The organism is Streptomyces lacrimifluminis (genome assembly GCF_014646095.1).
Lineage (GTDB): Bacteria > Actinomycetota > Actinomycetes > Streptomycetales > Streptomycetaceae > Streptomyces > Streptomyces lacrimifluminis.
Window position 1 is genome coordinate 41,759 of the sequence record NZ_BMMU01000009.1, and the last position, 18,557, is coordinate 60,315.

An 18,557-nucleotide genomic window follows, 5' to 3' on the forward strand; every position below is an offset into this window, starting at 1 on the left:
CCTGGCCGCCTCCTGACCACCCTGCTCCACTGGTGCCCTCTGCCTCGGCAGAGGGCACCGGCGTATGTGCTGCATCACCGCGCCTTGCGGGGGCGGTCGCCGCGGCTCGGGGTGGGCGAGACAGCGCGCCCGCTGCTCTTGGTCGCGGCGGGGGTGTGGTCGGGCATCGCGGTGGCGTCGGCGGGCAGGTTGGCCAGGCGGCGTAGCCGCCACACCAGCACGTCACTGATCGAGCTGGCGGTGCCCAACTCCCGCCGTCCCGCAGCTTCCCCCAGCAGTGCGGCCGGGTCGTGGCCGGCGCTTGCTGTATCGGCGAGGGTGGCCGCCAGGGCGTGCCAGCCCGGCTCGGCCAGGATCTGCTCGGCCAGCTCCGGCACGGCCGCCCGAAGATGGGCGGCCTGCTTCTGGCGCAGGGGCTGGGACAGGCGCTGCCCTCGCTGGTAGAGCACGCCCATGGGGACACCGGCGGCGCCCTGGTAGGCGGCGCGTAGGTGTTCGGCGGCTTGGCGAGCTGCGGCGGCCTGCTGGGCGTGCTCCTTCTTGGCGTGCCAGTGGGAGGCGGCGGTGACCAGGAAGAACAGCATGTCGATCGCCATCGCGGTGGTGGCGCCGTCTTCCCCGCGGCCGAGCGCGGGTCCGCTGTAGACGAGGTCGCGGGCGGCCTGGCGCAGGGCCCGGTCGTGCCCGCGCTTGGCACGGATGTGTGAGCGGGTGGCCCGCTCGAACACGAAGGCAGCCTCACGCAGTTGGCTGCGGGTGTGGGCGGCTGAGGTCTTGGCGAGCGCGTCCAGGACCTCCCCGGCTGCGGCAATGTGTCCTGCCACCTGGGCGTCGTCGCCGTCGTCGATGACCAGCACCGCCTGCCACACCACGGCGGCTGTACTGCGGCGTGCGGTGGCCGGACCGCTCGGTGCCGGGTTGGTTGCCTGGTCGGACGGAGCCCCACTGTCGTGGCCGGCGACTTCGCTGTCGCCGGCGAAGCGTTTGCGGATACGCGGCAGCGACAGGTCGGGGGAGAGCGTGTAGCCCGCATAGAAGACGGGTTCCTTGTCCTCGTTGCGGTCGTCGGGAAGCGCGACCTTGTAGCCGAGCGGGTCACCGGAGGGTGCGAGGCGCTTGCGGATCAGCAGACCGGCGGCGGCCAGCCGGTCGAAGAACTCCTCCTCGCTGGTGGCCCCTGCCACCGCGCGCCGTACTGTCTCCCGCAGTTCCTCGCGGGCTGCCCGCTCCCGGCCTTCCCGTTCGGCCTTGTGGAGTTCGGCGCTGGTGGGCGGCTTGGCGGCGGTTCCGTCGCCGGTGTTGAGGCGCCGCAGTCCGTAGTCGGCCTCGATCTTGCGGGCCTCGGCCTGTGAGCGTTTGCCGTCGTAGCGCAGCCTCGCCTGGCGCCCGTCCTCACGGACGATGGTGGCGATGATGTGGATGTGGTCGCCGGCGTGGCGTACGGCCGCCCAGCGGCAGCCCGCGCTGTCGCCGTCGGGGGCGATGCCGGTGGCCGAGACCATACGCCGGGCGATCTCGCCCCATTGCTCGTCGCTGAGGATGGGATCCTCCGGCGCGGTCCGCACGGACAGGTGCCACACATGCTCGGCGGGCCGGTCCTCCTTGGCCAACATGTCGACGGGCTGGTCGAGGAGCCGTTGCAGGTCACCGTAGGTGGCGTCGGGGTCGCGGCCGGGGTCGGGGGCGAGGCTGTCCCAGGCAGCGACCAGGTGGGGGTCGATGTGCTCCTCGTGGGTGCCGGGGCCGTACAGGTAGAAGAGCAGGCCGATGGTGCGCGGGCCGCGCTTGTGGACTCGGGGGATCATGCGGCTCGTGTCTGGTGGTCCAGCCGGTGCTGGGTGAAGGCGTCCACGCGCTTCGCGGCACGGTGGACGGCCTGGAGGACCGTCTCGGCGTGCGGTGCGTCCGCGCCGGAATTCAGGGCCCTGGCCACCTGGTTGAGGTTGTTGCCGAGCTGGGCGAGGTGACGGCGCAGGCTGAACAGCTCGGCGATCACTTCGCGTTCGCCAGCCACCTCGGCGGCGGTGCGGGTGAGGTCACGGGCGGCGGCGAGGGCGGCGTGGGCGAGGAAGCCGGACGGGGTCATTGCACACACGGCGGCGGCGTCGAGAAGGGCTTGCTTCTCTTCGTCGTTGAAGCGGCTGGCGATCAGGTGCGTGCGCTTGCGGTCGTCGGTCTTGCGGGGACGGTTGCGCGCGGGCGGCTGGTTCGGGGTGGTGTGCGCGAGGCAGTGGGGGTTGTGACAGGGGTGGGGTAGGTCCCCCTTCGGATGCGAGCCACCCTCGGCCGCATCCGAACGGTCCGGTGCCCCCTGGCGCTGGACCGCTCCCGCCACCCCCGGGGCGGGAGACGCGTCTGTATTACTCCCAACGGGAGTAATACAGACGCAACAACTTGCTCCCGGTGTGACAGGAGTGGTGGTCAACGACTCGTCGTGAATGCGGGGTTCGTGGTGCTGGTCGTGCACGAGGTGGGTCTCCGGGTTGTGTTGGGGCGGGGAGCTGCCAGGCGCCGATTGACTCGGGATGGGGCAGCCGCTGGAGCTACTGGGCTGTTGCGGGACGTGATCTGGGACGAGCTGTTGGTAGGACTGTTGGGCCGAGAGCTGTGGTCGAGGGATGAGCGGCGGGGACCGGTCCCCGAAGTGCGGCGGTGCACGGTCCCCAGAAAGTTCGGGACCGGGATGCGGCGCTTGTCGGGGACGGTCCCCATGACACGTCGTCAGGGGGACCGTCCCGTCCTGCTGCGCTCCGGGGACCGGTCCCCAACCGCATGGGCCCATGAGGGCGCGGTCCCCGTCCTCGGGGACGCTCTGGGGACCGATTTGATAGCCCGCCTGAGCTGCAGTTTCTGAGGGACCGGTCCCGTGTCGGTCCCCAGTTCAGTGTCGTCACGGTCCCCGATCCCGACGCGCTGCGTTCCCGCAAGTCACGGTCCCCGCCAGGAGGTGACCGTGACTTGCGGGGACCGTTGGGGACCGGAATCCGGTCCCCAACCTCCGCAGGCTCGGTTCCCGGGACGCGGTCCCCAAGGTGCTCATCGGGACGTCCGCGTCCATCGGGTACGACTGATCCGGGACTGACGGTCGTACCACTACGAAGCTGTGGCGAGGCGCGAGGCCGGTCCGCGTCACGCGGCCCGCTGTCGGTCCATCCGGGCAGCGGCGAGGTCGATGCGCGACGGGTGCGGAGTCGCGCGTACGGCATTGCCGCTGGCGGTGCCGTCCGGTCCTGCTCGTCGTTGGCGGCACGGGGCACCCGTAGGTGCCTGGCACCACTCGCACCGGACACCGAGCGCGTCGGGGACACCTCTGGCGACGGCGGCCTCGCGCGCGGCGCGGGTCGGACGGTAGCGGGTCAGCTCGGCGCGGACGGCCGGCGGGATGGACGTCCCGATCGTGCGCAGGCGTTCCTCGATGTCGCGTTGCGGGTCACCGCCGGTGATCTGCCGGTGTGTGGAAGGCGGGGCCACGCCGGCCGCGACGGCGTGGCGGGCGCGGAGCAACTCGGCTCGCCAGGCGGCAGGGTCGTCCGGGTCGGCAGCCGGTGTGGGGTCGGTGTGCCGGTCGAGGCGGTCGCGCCGATAGGCCCGCCATCTGCGGGCGACGTCCACGGGCAGGATCGGGTACGGGGAGTCGAGGACGTGGGCCCGTATCGCCTCGCGGACGTCCCAGCCGTGGTCGGTGGCGAAGGGCACGTCGTCGAGCAGCTCCTGCCACTGGGCGATCTGGTCACGGGCTTCGCCCGTGCCGGTGCGGATGGTGCGGGGGTCGAGGCGGCCGGTGTAGGCGAGGACAGCGGCGACTTCGCGTGGGTCCAAGGGCTGGTTACTCCGTTCTGGTCGGTTCGTCGAGGGCGGCGAGGAGGGCGGCCATGTGCTGCTCGGAGCGCGTCATGGCAGGGGCCCGGGTGGCCGTGCCGCTGGGCAGGGCGTAGAGGTTCGGGCGGTCTGGGGTGGAGGTGTGCTCCCGGGTGATCCAGCTACGCCAGTCGGCAGCCCAGGCGGCTTCGGTACGGGGAGGCCATGCGGCCCGGTAGACGCGCCACTTCTCGTCGGCGGTTTGCAGGGCTTGCTCACCGAGCCGGTCGAGATGGCCGTGGTGCTGCAACCAGGCCCGGGCGTCCTCGTCGATCTGCCACTGGTCGGCGGAGATGAGTGGGGCAGAGCTGCTGCTCTTACCGTTCACCTTTGGTTCTCTACCGTTCTGGGGGTCGGATTCCGTGCCCCTGATGGGTCGGAATCCGACCCCTCCCGGGGTCGGATTCCGTTCCCCGGGGCCGGATTCCGGTCCCTCTTCGAAAGGATCGGAGGGGTCGGATTCCGGTACCCCCAGGGTCGGAATCCGACCCCCCGGAAGGGCTTGGTTCCGGTCCTCTCCGACAGCCTGTTCGGCAAGGAACCGGGCGGTGTCCGGGAGGTGGTAGTAGGTCTCGCCTCGTGGCCCCTTTCGGTCGCCGAGCGCCACCAGCTCCCCGTCGGCGATCAGCTTGGCCAGGGCGTCGCGTACGGCGGTACGGGAGGCGTTTGCTCGCTTCATCAGGGTGGGCACGGAGGCGTACGCGACGCAGCTCCGGTCGCGGCAGCGGTCGGCGATCAACGCGAGCACCATGCGGGCGGTGCCCTTACTTCGGCTGTGGTCCCACACCCACTCGCGGGCGTCGAGGCTCATGGGTCGGCGGCTCCTGGGTTCGGACGGGCAGGTGGAGGTGCGCGCCCTTGTCGGGCGGTGCGCAGGGAGGGTGGCGGCACAGCCCCGGCCGAAGGGCGTGGGGGGCTGGTGGCTTCGCCTAGCCAAGACAGCCACATCAACGCCGCAGAAGTCCAGCATTCCGCCGAGAAGTCAGACAGCTGACGGCGAACGCAGGCTTCGGGGCATTCCCAAAATCATAATCCCAGACTGGCCGCTGCCGAAATTGGTTGCCCACGGGGCCGAGCCAGAAGGATCACATCGGGAAGTCGTTGACCTCCGTCAGAGCGCAAGCTACAACACAACACCGCATGTCAGAGCACCTGTCCGACCCGCCTAGTCCCCACCCGCCGGATGCCCGGAACCCAACCCCGTGGCAACACCCTTTGCGTGGCCGGGCGCAACATAGCCGACGATCGCCGGTTTACCAAACCGGCGAATACGAGTTACCAATTGGAGCTATGGCAACACGATCCCTGGAAATCGGTCCGGCCGGAAAAAGGACCGCCCGCACCATCGAAATCCTCCGTACCGAACGTGGTCTCGCCCAACGCGAGCTGGCCGCCCGTGTCACCGCCCTCGGTCGCCCGATGTCCAACACGATGCTGTCTCGCATCGAACGCGCCCAACGCCGCTGCGACATCGACGACCTCGTCGCCCTCGCCCAGGCCCTCCGCATCTCACCCCTGGCCCTCCTCCAAGGGAGCCGCGCCGCCTAGGTCCGTATGCCTCGGACTGGACCGCCGCCCCGATCGCCTCGCCGAGTAAAGGACCTACCGCTCTTGCACGAACTCGCCATGTCCCCTGCCTTCATCGGCTCTCAGCGCAACACGAAGGAGGTGACCACACATGGCTGACCGCCTCCTGACCGTCGCCGAGGCCGGCGAAATGCTCGGCACGGGCGAGCGCTTCGTCCGCCGCCTGATCGCCGAACGCCGCATTCGCTACGTCAAACTCGGCCACCCCGTCCGCATCCCCGAGAGCGCGGTCGCCGAGTACGTCGATGCGCACACCGTCGAGCCGGTCCGCCGCATCCGTGCCCGCTACGGGAAGGCTGCCTGATGGCGGGACGCAAGCCGCAGAGGCGGCGCGAGTTCGGCACGGTGCGCAAGCTCGCCTCCGGCCGGTGGCAGGCCCGCTACCTCGGCCCGGACGGAGAGCGGCACACCGCGCCGGAGACGTTCGAGACCAGGTCCGACGCCCAGGACTGGCTCAACCTCATCCGTGCCGACATCGAGCGGAACCACTGGCACGACCCGGACGCCGGTGCGGTCAACTTCGAGAAGTACGCACTCCGTTGGACAAAGGAGCGTGGCCTGGCCCCGACCACACTCGACCGCTACGACGGCCTGCTGCGCCTGCACATCCTGCCGACGTTCGGCGGCGAGGACCTGGACGAGATCACCCCGCCCTCCGTCCGCACGTGGCGAGCCGAGCGACTGAAGGCGACCGGCGCCACCACGGTCGCCAAGTCGTACCGCCTACTGAAGGCGATCCTGCAGACGGCGGTCGACGACGACCTTCTGCGCAGCAACCCGTGCCGCATCAAGGGTGCCGGCAAGGAGGAGGCCGACGAACGCCCCACCGCCACCATCGAGCAGGTCTTCGACCTCGCCGACGCCATGGGCCCGCGCTGGCGCCTGATGGTCCTGCTCGGCGCCTTCGCCTCCCTCCGCCCGGAGGAGCTGGCCGAACTGCGCCGTCACAGTGTCGATATCGACGAATGCTCCCTGCGTGTCACGCAGGCTTCGCCGGAGCTGACCAACGGCAGGCGTGTCACCGGCGACCCCAAGTCCCGGGCGGGCAAGCGCACCGTCTTTCTGCCCGACTTCATGCTCCCGGAGCTGCGTCGCCACCTGCAGTGGTTCGCGGAGAAGGAGCCTGACGGCCTCCTCTTCGTCGGCGAGAAGGGCGCCCCCTTCCGCCGCTCGACCTTCGGCCGCAAGTGGCGCAAGGTGCGCACCAAGGTCGAGATGCCGACGAACTTCCGCTTCTACGACCTCCGCCACACCGGCAACACTCTCGCCGCCGACACCGGCGCCAAGCTGAAGGACCTCATGGTCCGGGCGGGCCAGTCCTCGGAGCGGGCCCAGCTGATCTACCAGCACTCGACGGCGAAGCACCAGCGCAGGCTCGCCAAGGGCATCGACGCCGAGGTGCGGCAGCAGCTGCGGGAGCCAGGCGGCGAGCGTCGGCAAGCCGAAGAAGCGTGACAACGCATTGGCCGTACGGTTCCCGGTCGGAGACGTCGCCGACAGGGATCCGTACGGCCGCCGCTGCGTTGGGACAGCCTCTTCAGCACCGTGCGCCCCTCGTGCCCCCTTGAGGGTTGGTCTCGGTTGCGATCAGCTTTCCCTGTAGTAGTGACAGGGGAGTTGAGGCTGGCCTTGGCCGGCCCTTCTGGAGGGGGAGCGATGGCGGTCAAGGTTTTGCTCGCGTCGCCTGCGCAGGTCGAGTTGATCGACAAGGCTGTGGCGCTGGGTGATCGTTACACGAAGACGCTGGGGCTGCTGACGCCTCCTGCGTACCGTCAGGCGGCCAAGGATGGGGGACTTCTGGTCGCTGTCGAAGCGGATGAGGTGATCGGCTACGCGCTGTTCGGGCTCCCGAAGAGGAGCGCCCACATACGCCTCGCCCATCTGTGCGTGGCGGAGGAACAGCGCGGCAGGAGCATCGCCCGGCGGCTGGTCCAGGCGATCAGGCAGCAGTATCCACAACGGCTCGGCATCAAGGCCAAATGCCGACGGGACTACGAACTCAGCGGCATGTGGGCGAGCCTGGGGTTCGTCCCACACGGCGAGGTACGGGGACGCGGCCGGGACGGAGAGATCCTCGACGGATGGTGGCTGGATCTCGGGCATCCGGATCTGTTCACGGAGGTGGAGAGCGATGCGCTGCTGGTGGTGACCGTCGATCACGGCGTCTTCGCCGATCTGCGCGGACTCGCCGAAACGACCGACGCGGAGGAATCCCGCGCGCTGGAGGCGGGCTGGATGACGGATCTCGTCGAACTCGCCTACACACCTCAACTGGTCCATCAGATCCGCGACATCACCGATACAGCCGACCGGCAGCACCAGAGGGCAGCACTCCCCGGGCTGCGGCAGCTCACTCCCGCGTCCGAGTCCGTAGGCGAACGAGCGGCCGAGCTGAAGAAGGCAGTCACGGAGTCGTTCCCAGACCTCCCGGTCGATGCGGCACTCCGGCGCTGCTTGTACTACGTGGCCGAGACATCCTGCGCCGGCCTTCAGGTCCTGGCCACCCGGAACCCGCTCATGGCCCGCCTGGCCGACGTGGCCTGGGAAGTCGCTCGGGTCCGCGTCGTATCGCCCTCCACCGTGACGCTGCACGTGGACGAGCTGCGGCAGGCCCAGGTGTACCGCCCGGCCGATCTGATGGGCACGGAGTTCCGGTCCAGTGAGGTGGCACCAGGCGCCGAGGACGAACTCGTCGCCTTCTTCAATCAGTCGGGCGGCGACGACGGCTCGGCCTTCGCCGAGCGCCTTCGGTCGCTGACCGACGACACAGTCGTATGGCGTCGAGAACTGCTGAGGGACGGCGAGGGCCACCCGGTCGCCATCTACGCATGGGCGTTGGACGGCCGGACGCTGATCGTCCCCGTACTCCGCACCGCGGACCACCCGTTGGAAGAGACCCTGGCCAGGCAACTCCTCTTCCTGCTCAAGCGCCTTGGGCGCGACTACGGCGCGGAGATCATACGGATCACCGATCCGCATCTCTCCACGGTGGCCAAGGCCGCCGCTGGGGACGACGGCTTCTTCGAGCACGACGGCAAGTTCGTGGCCCTCCTGGTGAACGTGTGCGGGACGGCAGCCGAGGTGGAGGCGGTGGCCGGCGGGCTCGCGCGCGAGCTGACCGTTGAGGCAGCTGCTCTGCACGCCGGGATGCCGGCTGAGGTGGCCGCTGTGGTGGAGCGTGCCTGGTGGCCGGCGAAGGTCATCGACTCCGCGCTGCCGTCCTTCCTGGTGCCGATCAAACCGCGCTGGTCCACCGAGCTGTTCGACGTCCCGGCCATGCTCCTGCCGCGCAGCCACGTCCTGGGCATCAGCAGGGAGCACGTCTACTACCGTTCCTCGGGGCGCCGAGGTGAGAGCGTTCCCGCCCGCCTCCTCTGGTACGTCAGCGAGGGCAATGCCGGCGTGGACGGCCAGATGGTGGTGGGGAGTTCGCGCCTCGACGAGGTGCTCATCGACACACCGGACACCCTCTTCTCGAAATTCGAACACCTGGGCGTATATGGTCGGGCTGAGGTACAAGGAGCCGCTGACGCCTCCGGCCGCGCCATGGCGCTGAGGTTCTCGGACACCGAGATCTTTCCCAAGCCGGTGACGCTGCGGCGATTGACCTACCTGGCCAAGGAACTGGGACTACCGTTGTCGCTGATCTCGTTGTCGAAGATCAGCAACGAGCTGTTCCAGGCGGTCTACAAAGAGGGGCACCGAACGACGTGAACGATCCGGAACGCGCGATGCTGTTGTCCGTCCACCCGCGCTTCGCCACCGCGATCCTGGCCGGCAGCAAGACGGTGGAGGTCCGCCGCCAACGCGTCGCCGCGCCTCCCGGAACCCCGGTTCTGCTCTACGCGACCGCGCCCACCATGGCCCTGGTGGGCATGGCGCGCATTGCCGCAGTCCACGTCGCCTCCCCGAAGGAGGTCTGGTCGGCCCACCGCACTCAGACGGGGATCACCCGACGCGAGTACGACGCCTACATGAGCGGCGCCACCCAAGCGAGTGGCCTCACGCTGGAAGCCCCGGTGTCCTTCGACGAACCGGTGTCACTCAACGCGCTGCGCGCCGCTGGGACTTTCCACCCTCCGCAGAGCTACCGCTACATGAAGAGCGCTGACCTGCGGCAGGTGGCCGAAGCGGGACCTGTGGTGGTTACGGCGCTTCGCGAGGCGCTGGGCGACCTGGTGCCCGCCTAGGTTGAACGAGTGAACCGGCACGCGGACATCCACGTCGATCGTTTGACCACGGGAGGCTTGCAGGCCGGGCCGTATCTCATCGAGTCGGCCCTTCCGAAACGCGGCCACGGGGCGGCGTAGAGCGGCACCCGATCTGAGGCGGCAGCTTGACCTTCGAGTCGGGTGGAAGGTTTACCGTCGGCGGTGTGACGACCTACCGTATTTCGCAGCTGGCAGGGCGCTCCGGCGTCCCGGCCACGACGCTGCGCTTCTACGAGACCGCCGGGCTGCTGCCGGCCGAGCGGACCGCGTCCGGGTACCGCGTCTACGGCGACGACGCGGTGGAGCGGCTGGCGTTCATCTCCTCGGCCAAGTTGCTGGGCCTGGCCCTGGATGAGATCCGCGAGCTGCTGGACGTCCGCGAGGAAGGTGTGTGCGCCTCGGTGCGGGCCCGGATGCTGCCGCTGGTCGCCGACCGGATCAGGGACGCCGACGGACGGATCGCCGAACTGCGTGCGTTTTCGGCCCACCTGGCCGGTGCCCATACCGTGCTGTCGGGCCCGGCACCGGCGGGTGCGTGCGGGCCGGACTGCGGCTGCACCACCAGCGTCCCGCAGGCCGGACCGGTGCCGGTGACGCTCTTGCCGACCCGCCCCACCCTCGGATCGGAGCGGGAGGCGTGGCGGGATGCCCCGGTCGCCTGCACGCTCGGCGGCGCCGAACTGGGCGAGCGCATCGATCAGTGGCGCACGCTGATCGGGAAGGCCGAGCAGCGCGAGGAGATCGACGACGGGCTGCGGCTGTCCTTCCCGCCGGACGCCGAGCTCGCCGGGCAGCTCGCGGCGCTCGCCGCGGCTGAGCAGAGCTGCTGCACATTCTTCGACTTCACCCTGCACTTGACTCCCGATGCCCTCCGGCTGAGCGTGCGCGCGCCCGAGAGCGCCGCCGGAACGCTGGCCGACCTGTTCGGAGCGACCGCATGAACGCCTCTTCCTCCCGTCCGCTCAAGCCCCGGGGCGCCCTCGGTGCCGGGGCGGCGGTCGTCGCCGCCTGTGCCGTGTGCTGCGCGGGCCCGCTGCTGGCCGTACTCGGCGGTATCGGCCTCACCTCCGCGATCGGTGCCCTGTGGATGCCCGCCTTCGCGGTGCTGGCCGTGGCCGCCGCAGCAGGGATCTTCGTCATGCGTCGGCGCCGCCGGGCAGCGGCCTGCCGTACCACCCCGGCCCGCGCCGATCTCGGCATGCCCACGGTCCGGCCCGCGCCGAAGGGCAGCGCGTCGTCGCGCTGAGAGGCCGAGCACTGCCGGTGTCCGAGCAGGTGGCGTGCCCTGTGAGGATGGGGAGCGGCTGCCACCGGGCGGCCCGTGGGTGCTGCAAGGGAGCAGTCAGGGTGTCGCAGCAGGGACCACAGGGCCTGGTCGAGCGGTTGGAACACCACCAGGTCGCGATCTACCTCGCGACGATGGCCGTCGGCGGGCTGCTGGGCTGGCTGACCCCGGCCGCCGGCCCAGGGCTGGAGCACGCCATCAACCCCGTTATCGGTGCCCTCCTGTTCGTCACCTTCCTCCAGGTCCCGGCCGCCGAGCTGGTCCGCTCGCTGCGCGCCGGCCGGTTCCTCGCCGCGGCCCTGGTGGTGAACTTCGTGGTGGTGCCGCTGGTCGTCGCGGCGATGTTCACGTTCCTGCCCGCCGACCAGGCTGTGCGGGTCGGGGTGCTACTGGTGCTGTTGTGCCCATGCGTGGACTACGTGATCGTCTTCTCCGGGCTGGCCGGCGGCTCCAGCCGCCGTCTGCTGGCCGCCACCCCGCTGCTCCTCGTCGCGCAGATGGTGCTGCTCCCGGGGTTCCTGTACCTGTTCATGGGCTCCGACCTGGCCGACATCGTCGAGGTAGGCCCGTTTCTCGAAGCCTTCGTCTTCCTGATCGTCATCCCGCTCGCCCTCGCCTGGGCCCTCCAAGGGTGGGCCGCACGCCGCCCGGCCGGGCAGAAGGTCTCCGACGCGGCGACCACCACGATGGTGCCGCTGATGGCCGCGACCCTGCTCACCGTGGTCGCCTCCCAGATCCCCAAGCTCGACGACCGCCTTGTCGACGTCGCCGCCGTCGTGCCCTTCTACGTCCTGTTCCTGCTGGTGATGTCCTTTGCCGGGAAGGCCGTGGCCCGACTGTTCCGCCTCGACACCGGCTCCGGGCGTGCCATCGTCTTCACCGGCGCGACCCGCAACTCCCTGGTCGTTCTGCCCCTGGCCCTGGCACTGCCCGACGCCTTCGCGGTGGCCGCAGTCGTCGTGGTCACCCAGACCCTGGTCGAGGTCGTCGGGATGGTCACCTACGTCCGAGTCGTTCCGAGCTTGCTACCCGTCGAGAAGCGCGCGGAGGACGTACCCGCCGCACCTTGAGTGACGGCCGACAGCCAGCAACAGGCACATCCCGGACTTGGACGCCTCAAGGACGAAGCCGGGTGGTCACTCCATCCGCAGCCGACGCCAGAGCGAACTGGTGCTTTGCGTACGCGACTTCACCACCGCCCCGCTGGTAAGTGGTGTAGGTCACAGAAAGTGCGTCTCGCTATTCGAGACGATTGACTGACGCATCGTCAGAAAACACCCTCCGGCACCCTTCTGCTGGGCGCGTTCGCGCGACTTAGGGCACGCGGAGGGCACGGAGTGCTCGAAATGGTCTAGACAACCAAAAAACCCCAGGTCGCTGACCTGGGGTTTTGCCATGGAGCGGGTGACGAGAATCGAACTCGCACTCTCAGCTTGGGAAGCTGATGTTCTACCACTAAACTACACCCGCGTAAGACGCCGTTTCGACCGGTGTCCGAACGCTCAGTCACTCTACCGTACGCCAGGCCCCCGGCATCGAAGCCGTGGGGCCTGCTCCCGTTTCCGGGGGATTCCGGGGGCGTTCCGGACGTGGAACGGACATGAACCGGACGCGGACCGGACGCGTTTTCGCGGCGCGACCCGGCTGTGAGGGGCCGGAGTTGGGGCGTACGGTGGGGGCGCGGAAGAGGGGCTGGGCGGGATCGGAGTGCCGCCTGGAGGGTCGCCCTTTTCGTCCCGTAATGTGGCTTTCCTCGTCGGTCTCGACAGTGACCGGCGACGGCTCCTGGGAAGGGACTCTGAGGTCTTGATCGAGCGCACCGTCGTCCGTTGTGCCGAAGGGCACGTGTTCAGCACCGCTTCGTTCCCGATGCAGCAGGCCGAGCGGCTCGGCCCCGGTCGGCTGGTCCGGTGCCCGCGCTGTGCGCGGCTCCGCAGTGTGGTGCCAGTGACGTTGGAGCAGCATCGGAGCACCAGCAGTAAGTAGAAGCAGTGAGTAGAAGCAAACCTGTGAAGTGCAGGTAGCAGCAGCAGTGGCGGGCGCGCGGAACCGGCCGATGGTGTCGGGTTCGCGCGCCTTGCGTATCCTCGGGGCGTGCTTCTCTCAGACAAGGACATCCGGGCCGAGATCGACGCCGGGCGAGTACGGATCGATCCCTACGACGAATCCATGGTGCAGCCGTCGAGCGTCGACGTGCGCCTCGACCGCTTCTTCCGGGTGTTCGAGAACCACCGCTACCCCCACATCGACCCCTCGATCGAACAGGCCGACCTCACGCGTCTGGTCGAGCCCGAGGGCGACGAGCCGTTCATCCTCCACCCCGGGGAGTTCGTGCTCGCCTCGACCTACGAGGTCATCAGCCTCCCCGACGACCTCGCCTCCCGCCTCGAAGGCAAGAGCTCGCTCGGGCGGCTCGGGCTCGTCACCCACTCCACCGCCGGGTTCATCGACCCCGGCTTCTCCGGACACGTGACGCTCGAACTCTCCAACCTCGCGACGCTGCCCATCAAGCTCTGGCCCGGTATGAAGATCGGCCAGCTGTGCCTGTTCCAGCTGAGCTCGTCGGCCGAGTTCCCGTACGGCAGCGAGCGGTACGGCTCCCGGTACCAGGGGCAGCGCGGGCCCACCGCCTCCCGGTCCTTCCTCAACTTCCACCGGACGCAGGTATGACGGTCGTACGCGAGGAACTCTCGTACGAACAGTTCGGCGTCTCCGTCCGCGAACTCGCGCAGACCATCGCCGACGACGGTTACGAGCCCGACGTCGTGCTCAGCATCGCGCGCGGGGGTGTGTTCGTGGCCGGCGGGCTGGCGTACGCCCTCGACTGCAAGAACATCCACCTGGTGAATGTGGAGTTCTACACCGGCGTCGGTACCACGCTTCCCATGCCCGTCATGCTCGCGCCCGTCCCCAACGTCATCGACTTCTCCGACAAGAAGGTCCTCATCACCGACGACGTCGCCGACACCGGCAAGACGCTCAAACTGGTGCGCGACTTCTGCCTGGACGCCGTGGCCGAGGTGCGTTCCGCGGTGATCTACGAGAAGACGCAGTCCCTCGTGAAGTGCGAATACGTGTGGAAGCGGACCGATGAGTGGATCAACTTCCCGTGGAGTGTCTTGCCTGTAGTACGTAAGTCGGGGGAGCCGGTCACTCCGTCCAAGGACGCGCTCTGAGCGCTGAGACGCACGCAGGGCGGCCCTCGTACCCGTTGTACGAGAGCCGCCCGGCGTCGCTCCAGGCTCGCTAGCAGCCCCGCCCGTCCTTCGTCAGCACCCCCTGTTCCGTGCCCAGTGTGCGGTCGTAGCACAGGCCCGGGCCGCGGAGGCGGTAGTGCTCGGTGGTCGTCGCGATCGCGTGGCGCTGGTCGCGGGGCACGCCGAGGGTGAAGGTCGCGTCGCCGTTGTACGTGTCGTCCAGGCGGACGCCGTCGATGCGGGCGTGGTCGCCGAAGGACATGATCACGCGGAGGCGGTTGGCCGCGTCGATGGTGGAGCGGCCGTCGAGGGTGTACGTCCGGTCGGTGTGGGACGTCACCGGGTGCCGGCCGCCGCCCGCGCCGCCGGTCGTGCGGACCGTCTGGTCGTCCGTCCAGCGGCCCTTCTGGTTGTCCGTGGTCTCGTCCGGGGTCCAGGTGTGCGTGATGGCCGTCGTCAGGCGGCGGTCGACCGTCGTCGTCACGCGGCCGTGCGAGGTGTTCAGGTAGCCGGTGGCCGTGAAGTGGCGGCTGCCGGTGGTGTCCAGGGTGCGTGTCGAGCCGTCCGCGTACGTGTTCGTGACGGCCGGGGCGGTCGCCTTGTGCGAGGTCAGGGCGCCCGTCACCACCGACTTGTGGGCGTCCTGCCAGACCAGGATGTCGGTCGGCGCGCTCCAGCCGGTCTGGCCCGCGGGGACGCCGGCCACCGTCACGTCGACCGTGTGTGCCCTGCCGTCGTTCAGGAGGGCGGCGAAGGGGGTGAGGTCGAACTCCAGGGGACGTACGTCGAAGGCGGTGGGGGAGGGGATCACGCTCCACAGGTACGGGGACCAGCCGCCCGTCCAGATGTTGGGGTAGGGGGAGGCGATTCCGGCGAGCTTTCCGTCGATCGTGACCTGGACCTCGCGGTACGGGCCGTCGTCGCCGCCCTTGCAGGAGTAGGACGCCGACGGGGTGACCGCCGAGTACCAGAACTCCTCGCAGCCGCCGCCCGAGCCGGTCGCGTACACCTCGGCCAGGATGCGCTCGGAGTTGCGCGGGGTGGTGAGCTTCGCGCCCGTGGTGACGCTGTTGCCGTCGCTCAGCGGGATGACCTGGTCGGGGGCGGAGGTCTTGGCGGGACCGGGTCCCGGGTGGGGCTCGGGGGCGTAGAACGTCAGGGTGACCTTGACGTCCAGGACTCCGGTGTAGGTGTCGTCGACAACGTTGCCGATGAGCATGTCCACGGACCGGGCCCTGCTCAGCGTCTTCTCGTACCGTGTGACGTCCTTCTCCACCGACCACTTGATGCCGTCCTGCGACGGCTCGGGGGTCGAGGTGCGGAGCATCTGGACGCCGCCGATGTCGAGGTAGCCGAGGCGGTCGAACTGACGGCCGGCGACGCTGCCGTCGAGGCGGAGCACCACCTTCGACCAGCGGCCCGGGGTGCCGCAGGCGGTGGGCGGGGTGTAGGTGCCGGTGTAGGGCGTGAAGTCCTTGAACTTCGCCTGGGCGACGGTCACTTCGCAGGACCTGGTGTGGGGCGTGGAGATGGGCGGGGCGGCCGTCACCGGGTCGTGGTAGTCGGTGCCGAACTCCGACGGGACGGTGGTGGTGGCTCCGGCGGCCGTCGTGACGGCTGCGAGGGAGAGGCCGAGGGCGGCGGAGACGAGGGTGATCGTCCGTCCCGCTCTCCGGGCGCGGTGGGGAATCGTCATGCGGCGCAGTGAACACCGGCAGGTATGGGATGGCCTAGACCTCTTGGGGCTAATTTGACCAAGGAGGTCGGAGATCACAGAGGCTGACGAAACGGGAGGGCCCCCGGCGCGCGGCCGGGGGCCCTCCCGTCGTGTGTGTCCAGGTCGTCCCTAGAACGTCCCCAGTTTCACGATCGACAGCAGGGCGATCAGCTGGATCGCCGACGCACCCAGGGCCTTCGGCCACGGGAGGTCGTGGGAGCGGCGGACCATGATGGTCAGCAGGACGCCTGCCGCGACCCAGGTCGCCCAGCCCAGGATCTGTACGAAGGGGGCGTCGCCGCCCACGAACATCGCGACGAGCAGACGGGGGGCGTCCGTGATGGACATGATCAGCATGGAGAGGCCGACCGTCGGCTGCCAGGCGCCGTCGCCGCCGAGCTGGCGGGCGAGGGTGTGGGTGACCACACCCAGGACGAAGGCGCTCAGGACCATCGCCACGCCCGTCGTCAGCACGATCGGGATCGCGTTGTTGAGCGTCGCGTTGATCGTTGTCTCGCGGGTGTCGTCGAACCCGAAGACGGCGATCAGGCCGTACAGGAACGTGACGACGAGGGCGGTCGCCCACACCGAGTAGTCGCGCATCTGGAGGAACGTGCGGTTGGGGGAGGTCACGACGCCCCGCAGCAGTTCCTTCCAGCGCAGCCGCGGACCGGCCGGCGGAGCAGAGGCGGAGCCGGCGCGGTAGGTGTCGCCCTGGTTGTACGGGTCGTCGTCGACCGTGAACGCCTGTGTGTGACCAGGGTTGTTGGCCGCGTACGGGTCCACGGGGGCGTTCGGGTGGCCGGGCCCGTGGCCCTGTCTGTCGTCGCCGAAGTACTCCGGCTCGCCGTGCCCGCCGTGCGAGCCGTGTGCGCCGTAACCGCCGCCGGCGGTCGCCTGCGGGGGCCACGGCCGTCCGGCGCCGCCCGAGCCGCCGTACGGCTGCTGCTGCGGCGCGGACGGGTAGCCGTACGACGGGCCGCCCTGCGGGGGCTGCTGGCCGTACGGCTGCTGCCGCGGTTGTTGTTGCGGTCGCGCTTGCGGGGCCCGGTTGTCCCGGCTGCCCCGTCCGATCCTGAATCCAGCCACGTCATCGAACGTACCGGGTCCCGGAGAGTGACGGGTGGGGCCGGGGCTCTCGGACCCCGCTTTGCTGCCCAGCTGTTACATCCCTTAAGGGGGCCCTCAGATTTCCCCTAGGTAAGCATCAGGGGAGTATCCCGCTTCTCTCCGTTACGGAAGCATCCCGTCGACCAGGCCCTCCGGCACAGACGTCGCCCCGGCCGTCCTGATCCCCGTCGGCGAGCCGAGCAGCCGCAGCGAGCCCGAGAGGCTGCGGATGTACAGGTCGGCCCTGCCGTCGCGGTTGCCGTCGCGCAGGCTCAGCCTCATGCCGAACCCGTCGCCGTCGGTGACGTCGCCGGGGATGCCGGCCGAGTTGCGGGCGAAGAACTGCGAGCCCGCTGTCGTGAGACCGCCGGCCCGGCCGTACAGGACGTGGACCGCACCGGCGTAGGGCTTGTTGCCGATCCGCTCGCCCTCCGCGCCGATCGCGAGGTCGCGGTAGCCGTCGCCGTTGATGTCGCCGGCGGCGATGCTCCCGCCGAAGGAGTCGTACGTCTCCGCGGTGTCCGCGATGCCCGCCGTGTTCTGGGTGAAGCGGGCGGACTTGGCCGGGCCGGCGGCGGCGCCGTACCAGACGCTCACCTCGCCGCGGTAGGAGGAGAAGAGGGGGGTGCCGATGGCGATGTCGCCCTTGCCGTCCTTGTTGAAGTCGGCGATGACTCCGTCCCCGCCGCGTTCGCTCTCGCCGCCGGCGCTGTTCTTGCTCTCCAGCCGGAGCGTGCGGCCGGGGACCAGCTTGCTGCTGCCGCCCTTGATGAACCAGGCGTCCGAGGCGATGAAGTTCTCACCCACGACGTCACCGATGGCGACGAGGTCGGTCTTGTTGTCACCGGTCACGTTGCCCGCGACCAGCGCGGTGACCTCGAAGTGGATCCCGTCCTTGTCGAAGGAGGTGACCGAACCGGCGACGCCCGAGCGGGAGATGGTGCCCCGGTAGACCCATGCCTTGCCGCCCGCGACGACGGCCAGGTCCCTCTTGCCGTCCCCGTTGAAGTCGCCGACCGCGAGGTCCGCGCCCATGCGGCCGTACGAGGTGTTCGACCGCGCCGGGATGCTGGTACCGCCGGACAGGCCGGTCCTGCTGCCCCACAGGACGGTGACCGAGCCCTGGTTCACCCGCCCGGCCAGGTCCTCGCCGGTGGCGGCGACGGCCAGGTCGCCGTACCCGTCGGCGTTGAAGTCGGCGGCGACCCTGACCTCGCCGAACTGGTCGTCCGCCTCGTCGGAACCGGGGACGCCGGGGCTGTTCTGGCTGACGTACTGGACCCTCGTGCCCGGCCCGTTCGCCGTACCGAAGGTGACCTTGACGGCGCCGCCAGGGAGGGCGTCGTCGGCGCCGTAGGAGTACGCGGCGTAGTCGCGGTAGCCGTCGCCGTTGAAGTCGTCGGCGAACTTGGCGGCGGCGGCTGCGGCGGGCGTGGTGAGGGCCAGTGGTGCCAGGCCGGTGGCGAGCAGGACAGCGGCCAGGGCCGTCGTGGTGGTGCGGTCGCGTCGCATGAGTGGTCTCCCCGTTTGTGCGCGTGCGTGTACATGTACGTGTGCGTGGGTCGGCGCGGTGGTCGGTCCGCGAGTACGTG

17 protein-coding genes and 1 tRNA gene are annotated in these 18,557 nt (G+C 69.6%); 10 read left to right on the forward strand and 8 right to left on the reverse strand.

What is annotated here, in order from left to right:
• Positions 1-74: 74 nt before the first annotated feature.
• The 4 genes from IEY89_RS15695 to IEY89_RS15710 form a co-directional block, all read right to left on the reverse strand.
• Positions 75-1,805, reverse strand: a complete 1,731-nt coding sequence (locus IEY89_RS15695; protein ID WP_189148005.1) for a relaxase/mobilization nuclease domain-containing protein — start codon at positions 1,803-1,805, stop codon at positions 75-77.
• Positions 1,802-2,335, reverse strand: a complete 534-nt coding sequence (locus tag IEY89_RS40650) for a plasmid mobilization protein (RefSeq protein WP_229695248.1) — start codon at positions 2,333-2,335, stop codon at positions 1,802-1,804. The genes IEY89_RS15695 and IEY89_RS40650 overlap by 4 nt, the downstream gene beginning before the upstream one ends.
• 794 nt (positions 2,336-3,129) lie before the next feature.
• Complete coding sequence (locus IEY89_RS15705) at positions 3,130-3,819, reverse strand: zinc finger domain-containing protein (protein ID WP_189148007.1); 690 nt, start codon at positions 3,817-3,819, stop codon at positions 3,130-3,132.
• 7 nt (positions 3,820-3,826) lie between these two features.
• Positions 3,827-4,669, reverse strand: a complete 843-nt coding sequence (locus tag IEY89_RS15710; protein WP_189148008.1) for a helix-turn-helix domain-containing protein — start codon at positions 4,667-4,669, stop codon at positions 3,827-3,829.
• A gap of 479 nt (positions 4,670-5,148) precedes the next feature.
• Here IEY89_RS15710 and IEY89_RS15715 point away from each other — a divergent pair, with 479 nt between their 5' ends.
• The 8 genes from IEY89_RS15715 (at position 5,149) to IEY89_RS15750 (ending at position 12,011) form a co-directional block, all read left to right on the forward strand.
• Positions 5,149-5,406 carry a helix-turn-helix domain-containing protein gene (locus tag IEY89_RS15715; protein WP_189148009.1) on the forward strand — a complete coding sequence of 86 codons (258 nt, stop codon included), beginning with the start codon at positions 5,149-5,151 and terminating at the stop codon, positions 5,404-5,406.
• A gap of 130 nt (positions 5,407-5,536) precedes the next feature.
• The gene (locus IEY89_RS15720; protein ID WP_189148010.1) at positions 5,537-5,749 is read left to right on the forward strand and encodes a helix-turn-helix domain-containing protein; all 213 of its coding nucleotides are present in this window, start codon (positions 5,537-5,539) and stop codon (positions 5,747-5,749) included.
• Positions 5,749-6,900 carry a tyrosine-type recombinase/integrase gene (locus IEY89_RS15725; RefSeq protein ID WP_189148011.1) on the forward strand — a complete coding sequence of 384 codons (1,152 nt, stop codon included), beginning with the start codon at positions 5,749-5,751 and terminating at the stop codon, positions 6,898-6,900. Before IEY89_RS15720 ends, IEY89_RS15725 begins: the two co-directional genes overlap by 1 nt.
• A gap of 201 nt (positions 6,901-7,101) precedes the next feature.
• Positions 7,102-9,159, forward strand: a complete 2,058-nt coding sequence (locus IEY89_RS15730) for a GNAT family N-acetyltransferase (RefSeq protein ID WP_189148012.1) — start codon at positions 7,102-7,104, stop codon at positions 9,157-9,159.
• On the forward strand, positions 9,156-9,635 hold the full coding sequence (locus IEY89_RS15735) for an ASCH domain-containing protein (protein ID WP_229695249.1): 480 nt from the start codon (positions 9,156-9,158) through the stop codon (positions 9,633-9,635). Before IEY89_RS15730 ends, IEY89_RS15735 begins: the two co-directional genes overlap by 4 nt.
• A gap of 185 nt (positions 9,636-9,820) precedes the next feature.
• Complete coding sequence (locus IEY89_RS15740; protein WP_189148013.1) at positions 9,821-10,597, forward strand: heavy metal-responsive transcriptional regulator; 777 nt, start codon at positions 9,821-9,823, stop codon at positions 10,595-10,597.
• Positions 10,594-10,902, forward strand: a complete 309-nt coding sequence (gene merT, locus IEY89_RS15745) for a mercuric ion transporter MerT (RefSeq protein WP_229695250.1) — start codon at positions 10,594-10,596, stop codon at positions 10,900-10,902. Before IEY89_RS15740 ends, merT begins: the two co-directional genes overlap by 4 nt.
• Before the next feature lie 173 nt (positions 10,903-11,075).
• Positions 11,076-12,011, forward strand: a complete 936-nt coding sequence (locus IEY89_RS15750) for an arsenic resistance protein (protein WP_229695264.1) — start codon at positions 11,076-11,078, stop codon at positions 12,009-12,011.
• Between the two features lie 326 nt (positions 12,012-12,337).
• Here IEY89_RS15750 and IEY89_RS15755 read toward each other — a convergent pair.
• Positions 12,338-12,411, reverse strand: a tRNA-Gly gene (locus IEY89_RS15755).
• A 624-nt stretch (positions 12,412-13,035) separates the two neighbouring features.
• Between IEY89_RS15755 and dcd the strand changes: the two genes are divergently transcribed.
• Together dcd and IEY89_RS15765 are read left to right on the forward strand one after the other, a co-directional pair.
• Positions 13,036-13,611, forward strand: a complete 576-nt coding sequence (dcd, locus tag IEY89_RS15760) for a dCTP deaminase (protein ID WP_189148015.1) — start codon at positions 13,036-13,038, stop codon at positions 13,609-13,611.
• A complete protein-coding gene (locus IEY89_RS15765) occupies positions 13,608-14,117 on the forward strand; it encodes a phosphoribosyltransferase (RefSeq protein WP_189148016.1) in 510 nt (169 codons plus the stop codon). The genes dcd and IEY89_RS15765 overlap by 4 nt, the downstream gene beginning before the upstream one ends.
• A gap of 70 nt (positions 14,118-14,187) precedes the next feature.
• Here the strand turns inward: IEY89_RS15765 and IEY89_RS15770 are convergent, their stop codons facing one another.
• From IEY89_RS15770 to IEY89_RS15780, 3 genes are all read right to left on the reverse strand, one after another.
• Positions 14,188-15,834: a peptide-N4-asparagine amidase gene (locus IEY89_RS15770; protein WP_189148017.1), complete on the reverse strand. Its 1,647-nt coding sequence runs from the start codon at positions 15,832-15,834 to the stop codon at positions 14,188-14,190.
• A gap of 150 nt (positions 15,835-15,984) precedes the next feature.
• The gene (locus tag IEY89_RS15775; protein ID WP_189148018.1) at positions 15,985-16,944 is read right to left on the reverse strand and encodes a Yip1 family protein; all 960 of its coding nucleotides are present in this window, start codon (positions 16,942-16,944) and stop codon (positions 15,985-15,987) included.
• 144 nt (positions 16,945-17,088) lie between these two features.
• Positions 17,089-18,477: an FG-GAP and VCBS repeat-containing protein gene (locus tag IEY89_RS15780; protein ID WP_189148019.1), complete on the reverse strand. Its 1,389-nt coding sequence runs from the start codon at positions 18,475-18,477 to the stop codon at positions 17,089-17,091.
• Positions 18,478-18,557 lie beyond the last annotated feature (80 nt).

Coding starts and splice junctions, on each gene's coding strand:
- IEY89_RS15695 (WP_189148005.1), bottom strand. CDS start 1,805: ATGATCCCCCGAGTCCACAAGCGCGGCCCGCGCACCATCGGCCTGCTC.
- IEY89_RS15710 (WP_189148008.1), bottom strand. CDS start 4,669: ATGAGCCTCGACGCCCGCGAGTGGGTGTGGGACCACAGCCGAAGTAAG.
- IEY89_RS15715 (WP_189148009.1), top strand. CDS start 5,149: ATGGCAACACGATCCCTGGAAATCGGTCCGGCCGGAAAAAGGACCGCC.
- IEY89_RS15720 (WP_189148010.1), top strand. CDS start 5,537: ATGGCTGACCGCCTCCTGACCGTCGCCGAGGCCGGCGAAATGCTCGGC.
- IEY89_RS15725 (WP_189148011.1), top strand. CDS start 5,749: ATGGCGGGACGCAAGCCGCAGAGGCGGCGCGAGTTCGGCACGGTGCGC.
- IEY89_RS15730 (WP_189148012.1), top strand. CDS start 7,102: ATGGCGGTCAAGGTTTTGCTCGCGTCGCCTGCGCAGGTCGAGTTGATC.
- merT (WP_229695250.1), top strand. CDS start 10,594: ATGAACGCCTCTTCCTCCCGTCCGCTCAAGCCCCGGGGCGCCCTCGGT.
- IEY89_RS15750 (WP_229695264.1), top strand. CDS start 11,076: ATGGCCGTCGGCGGGCTGCTGGGCTGGCTGACCCCGGCCGCCGGCCCA.
- IEY89_RS15765 (WP_189148016.1), top strand. CDS start 13,608: ATGACGGTCGTACGCGAGGAACTCTCGTACGAACAGTTCGGCGTCTCC.
- IEY89_RS15770 (WP_189148017.1), bottom strand. CDS start 15,834: ATGACGATTCCCCACCGCGCCCGGAGAGCGGGACGGACGATCACCCTC.
- IEY89_RS15780 (WP_189148019.1), bottom strand. CDS start 18,477: ATGCGACGCGACCGCACCACCACGACGGCCCTGGCCGCTGTCCTGCTC.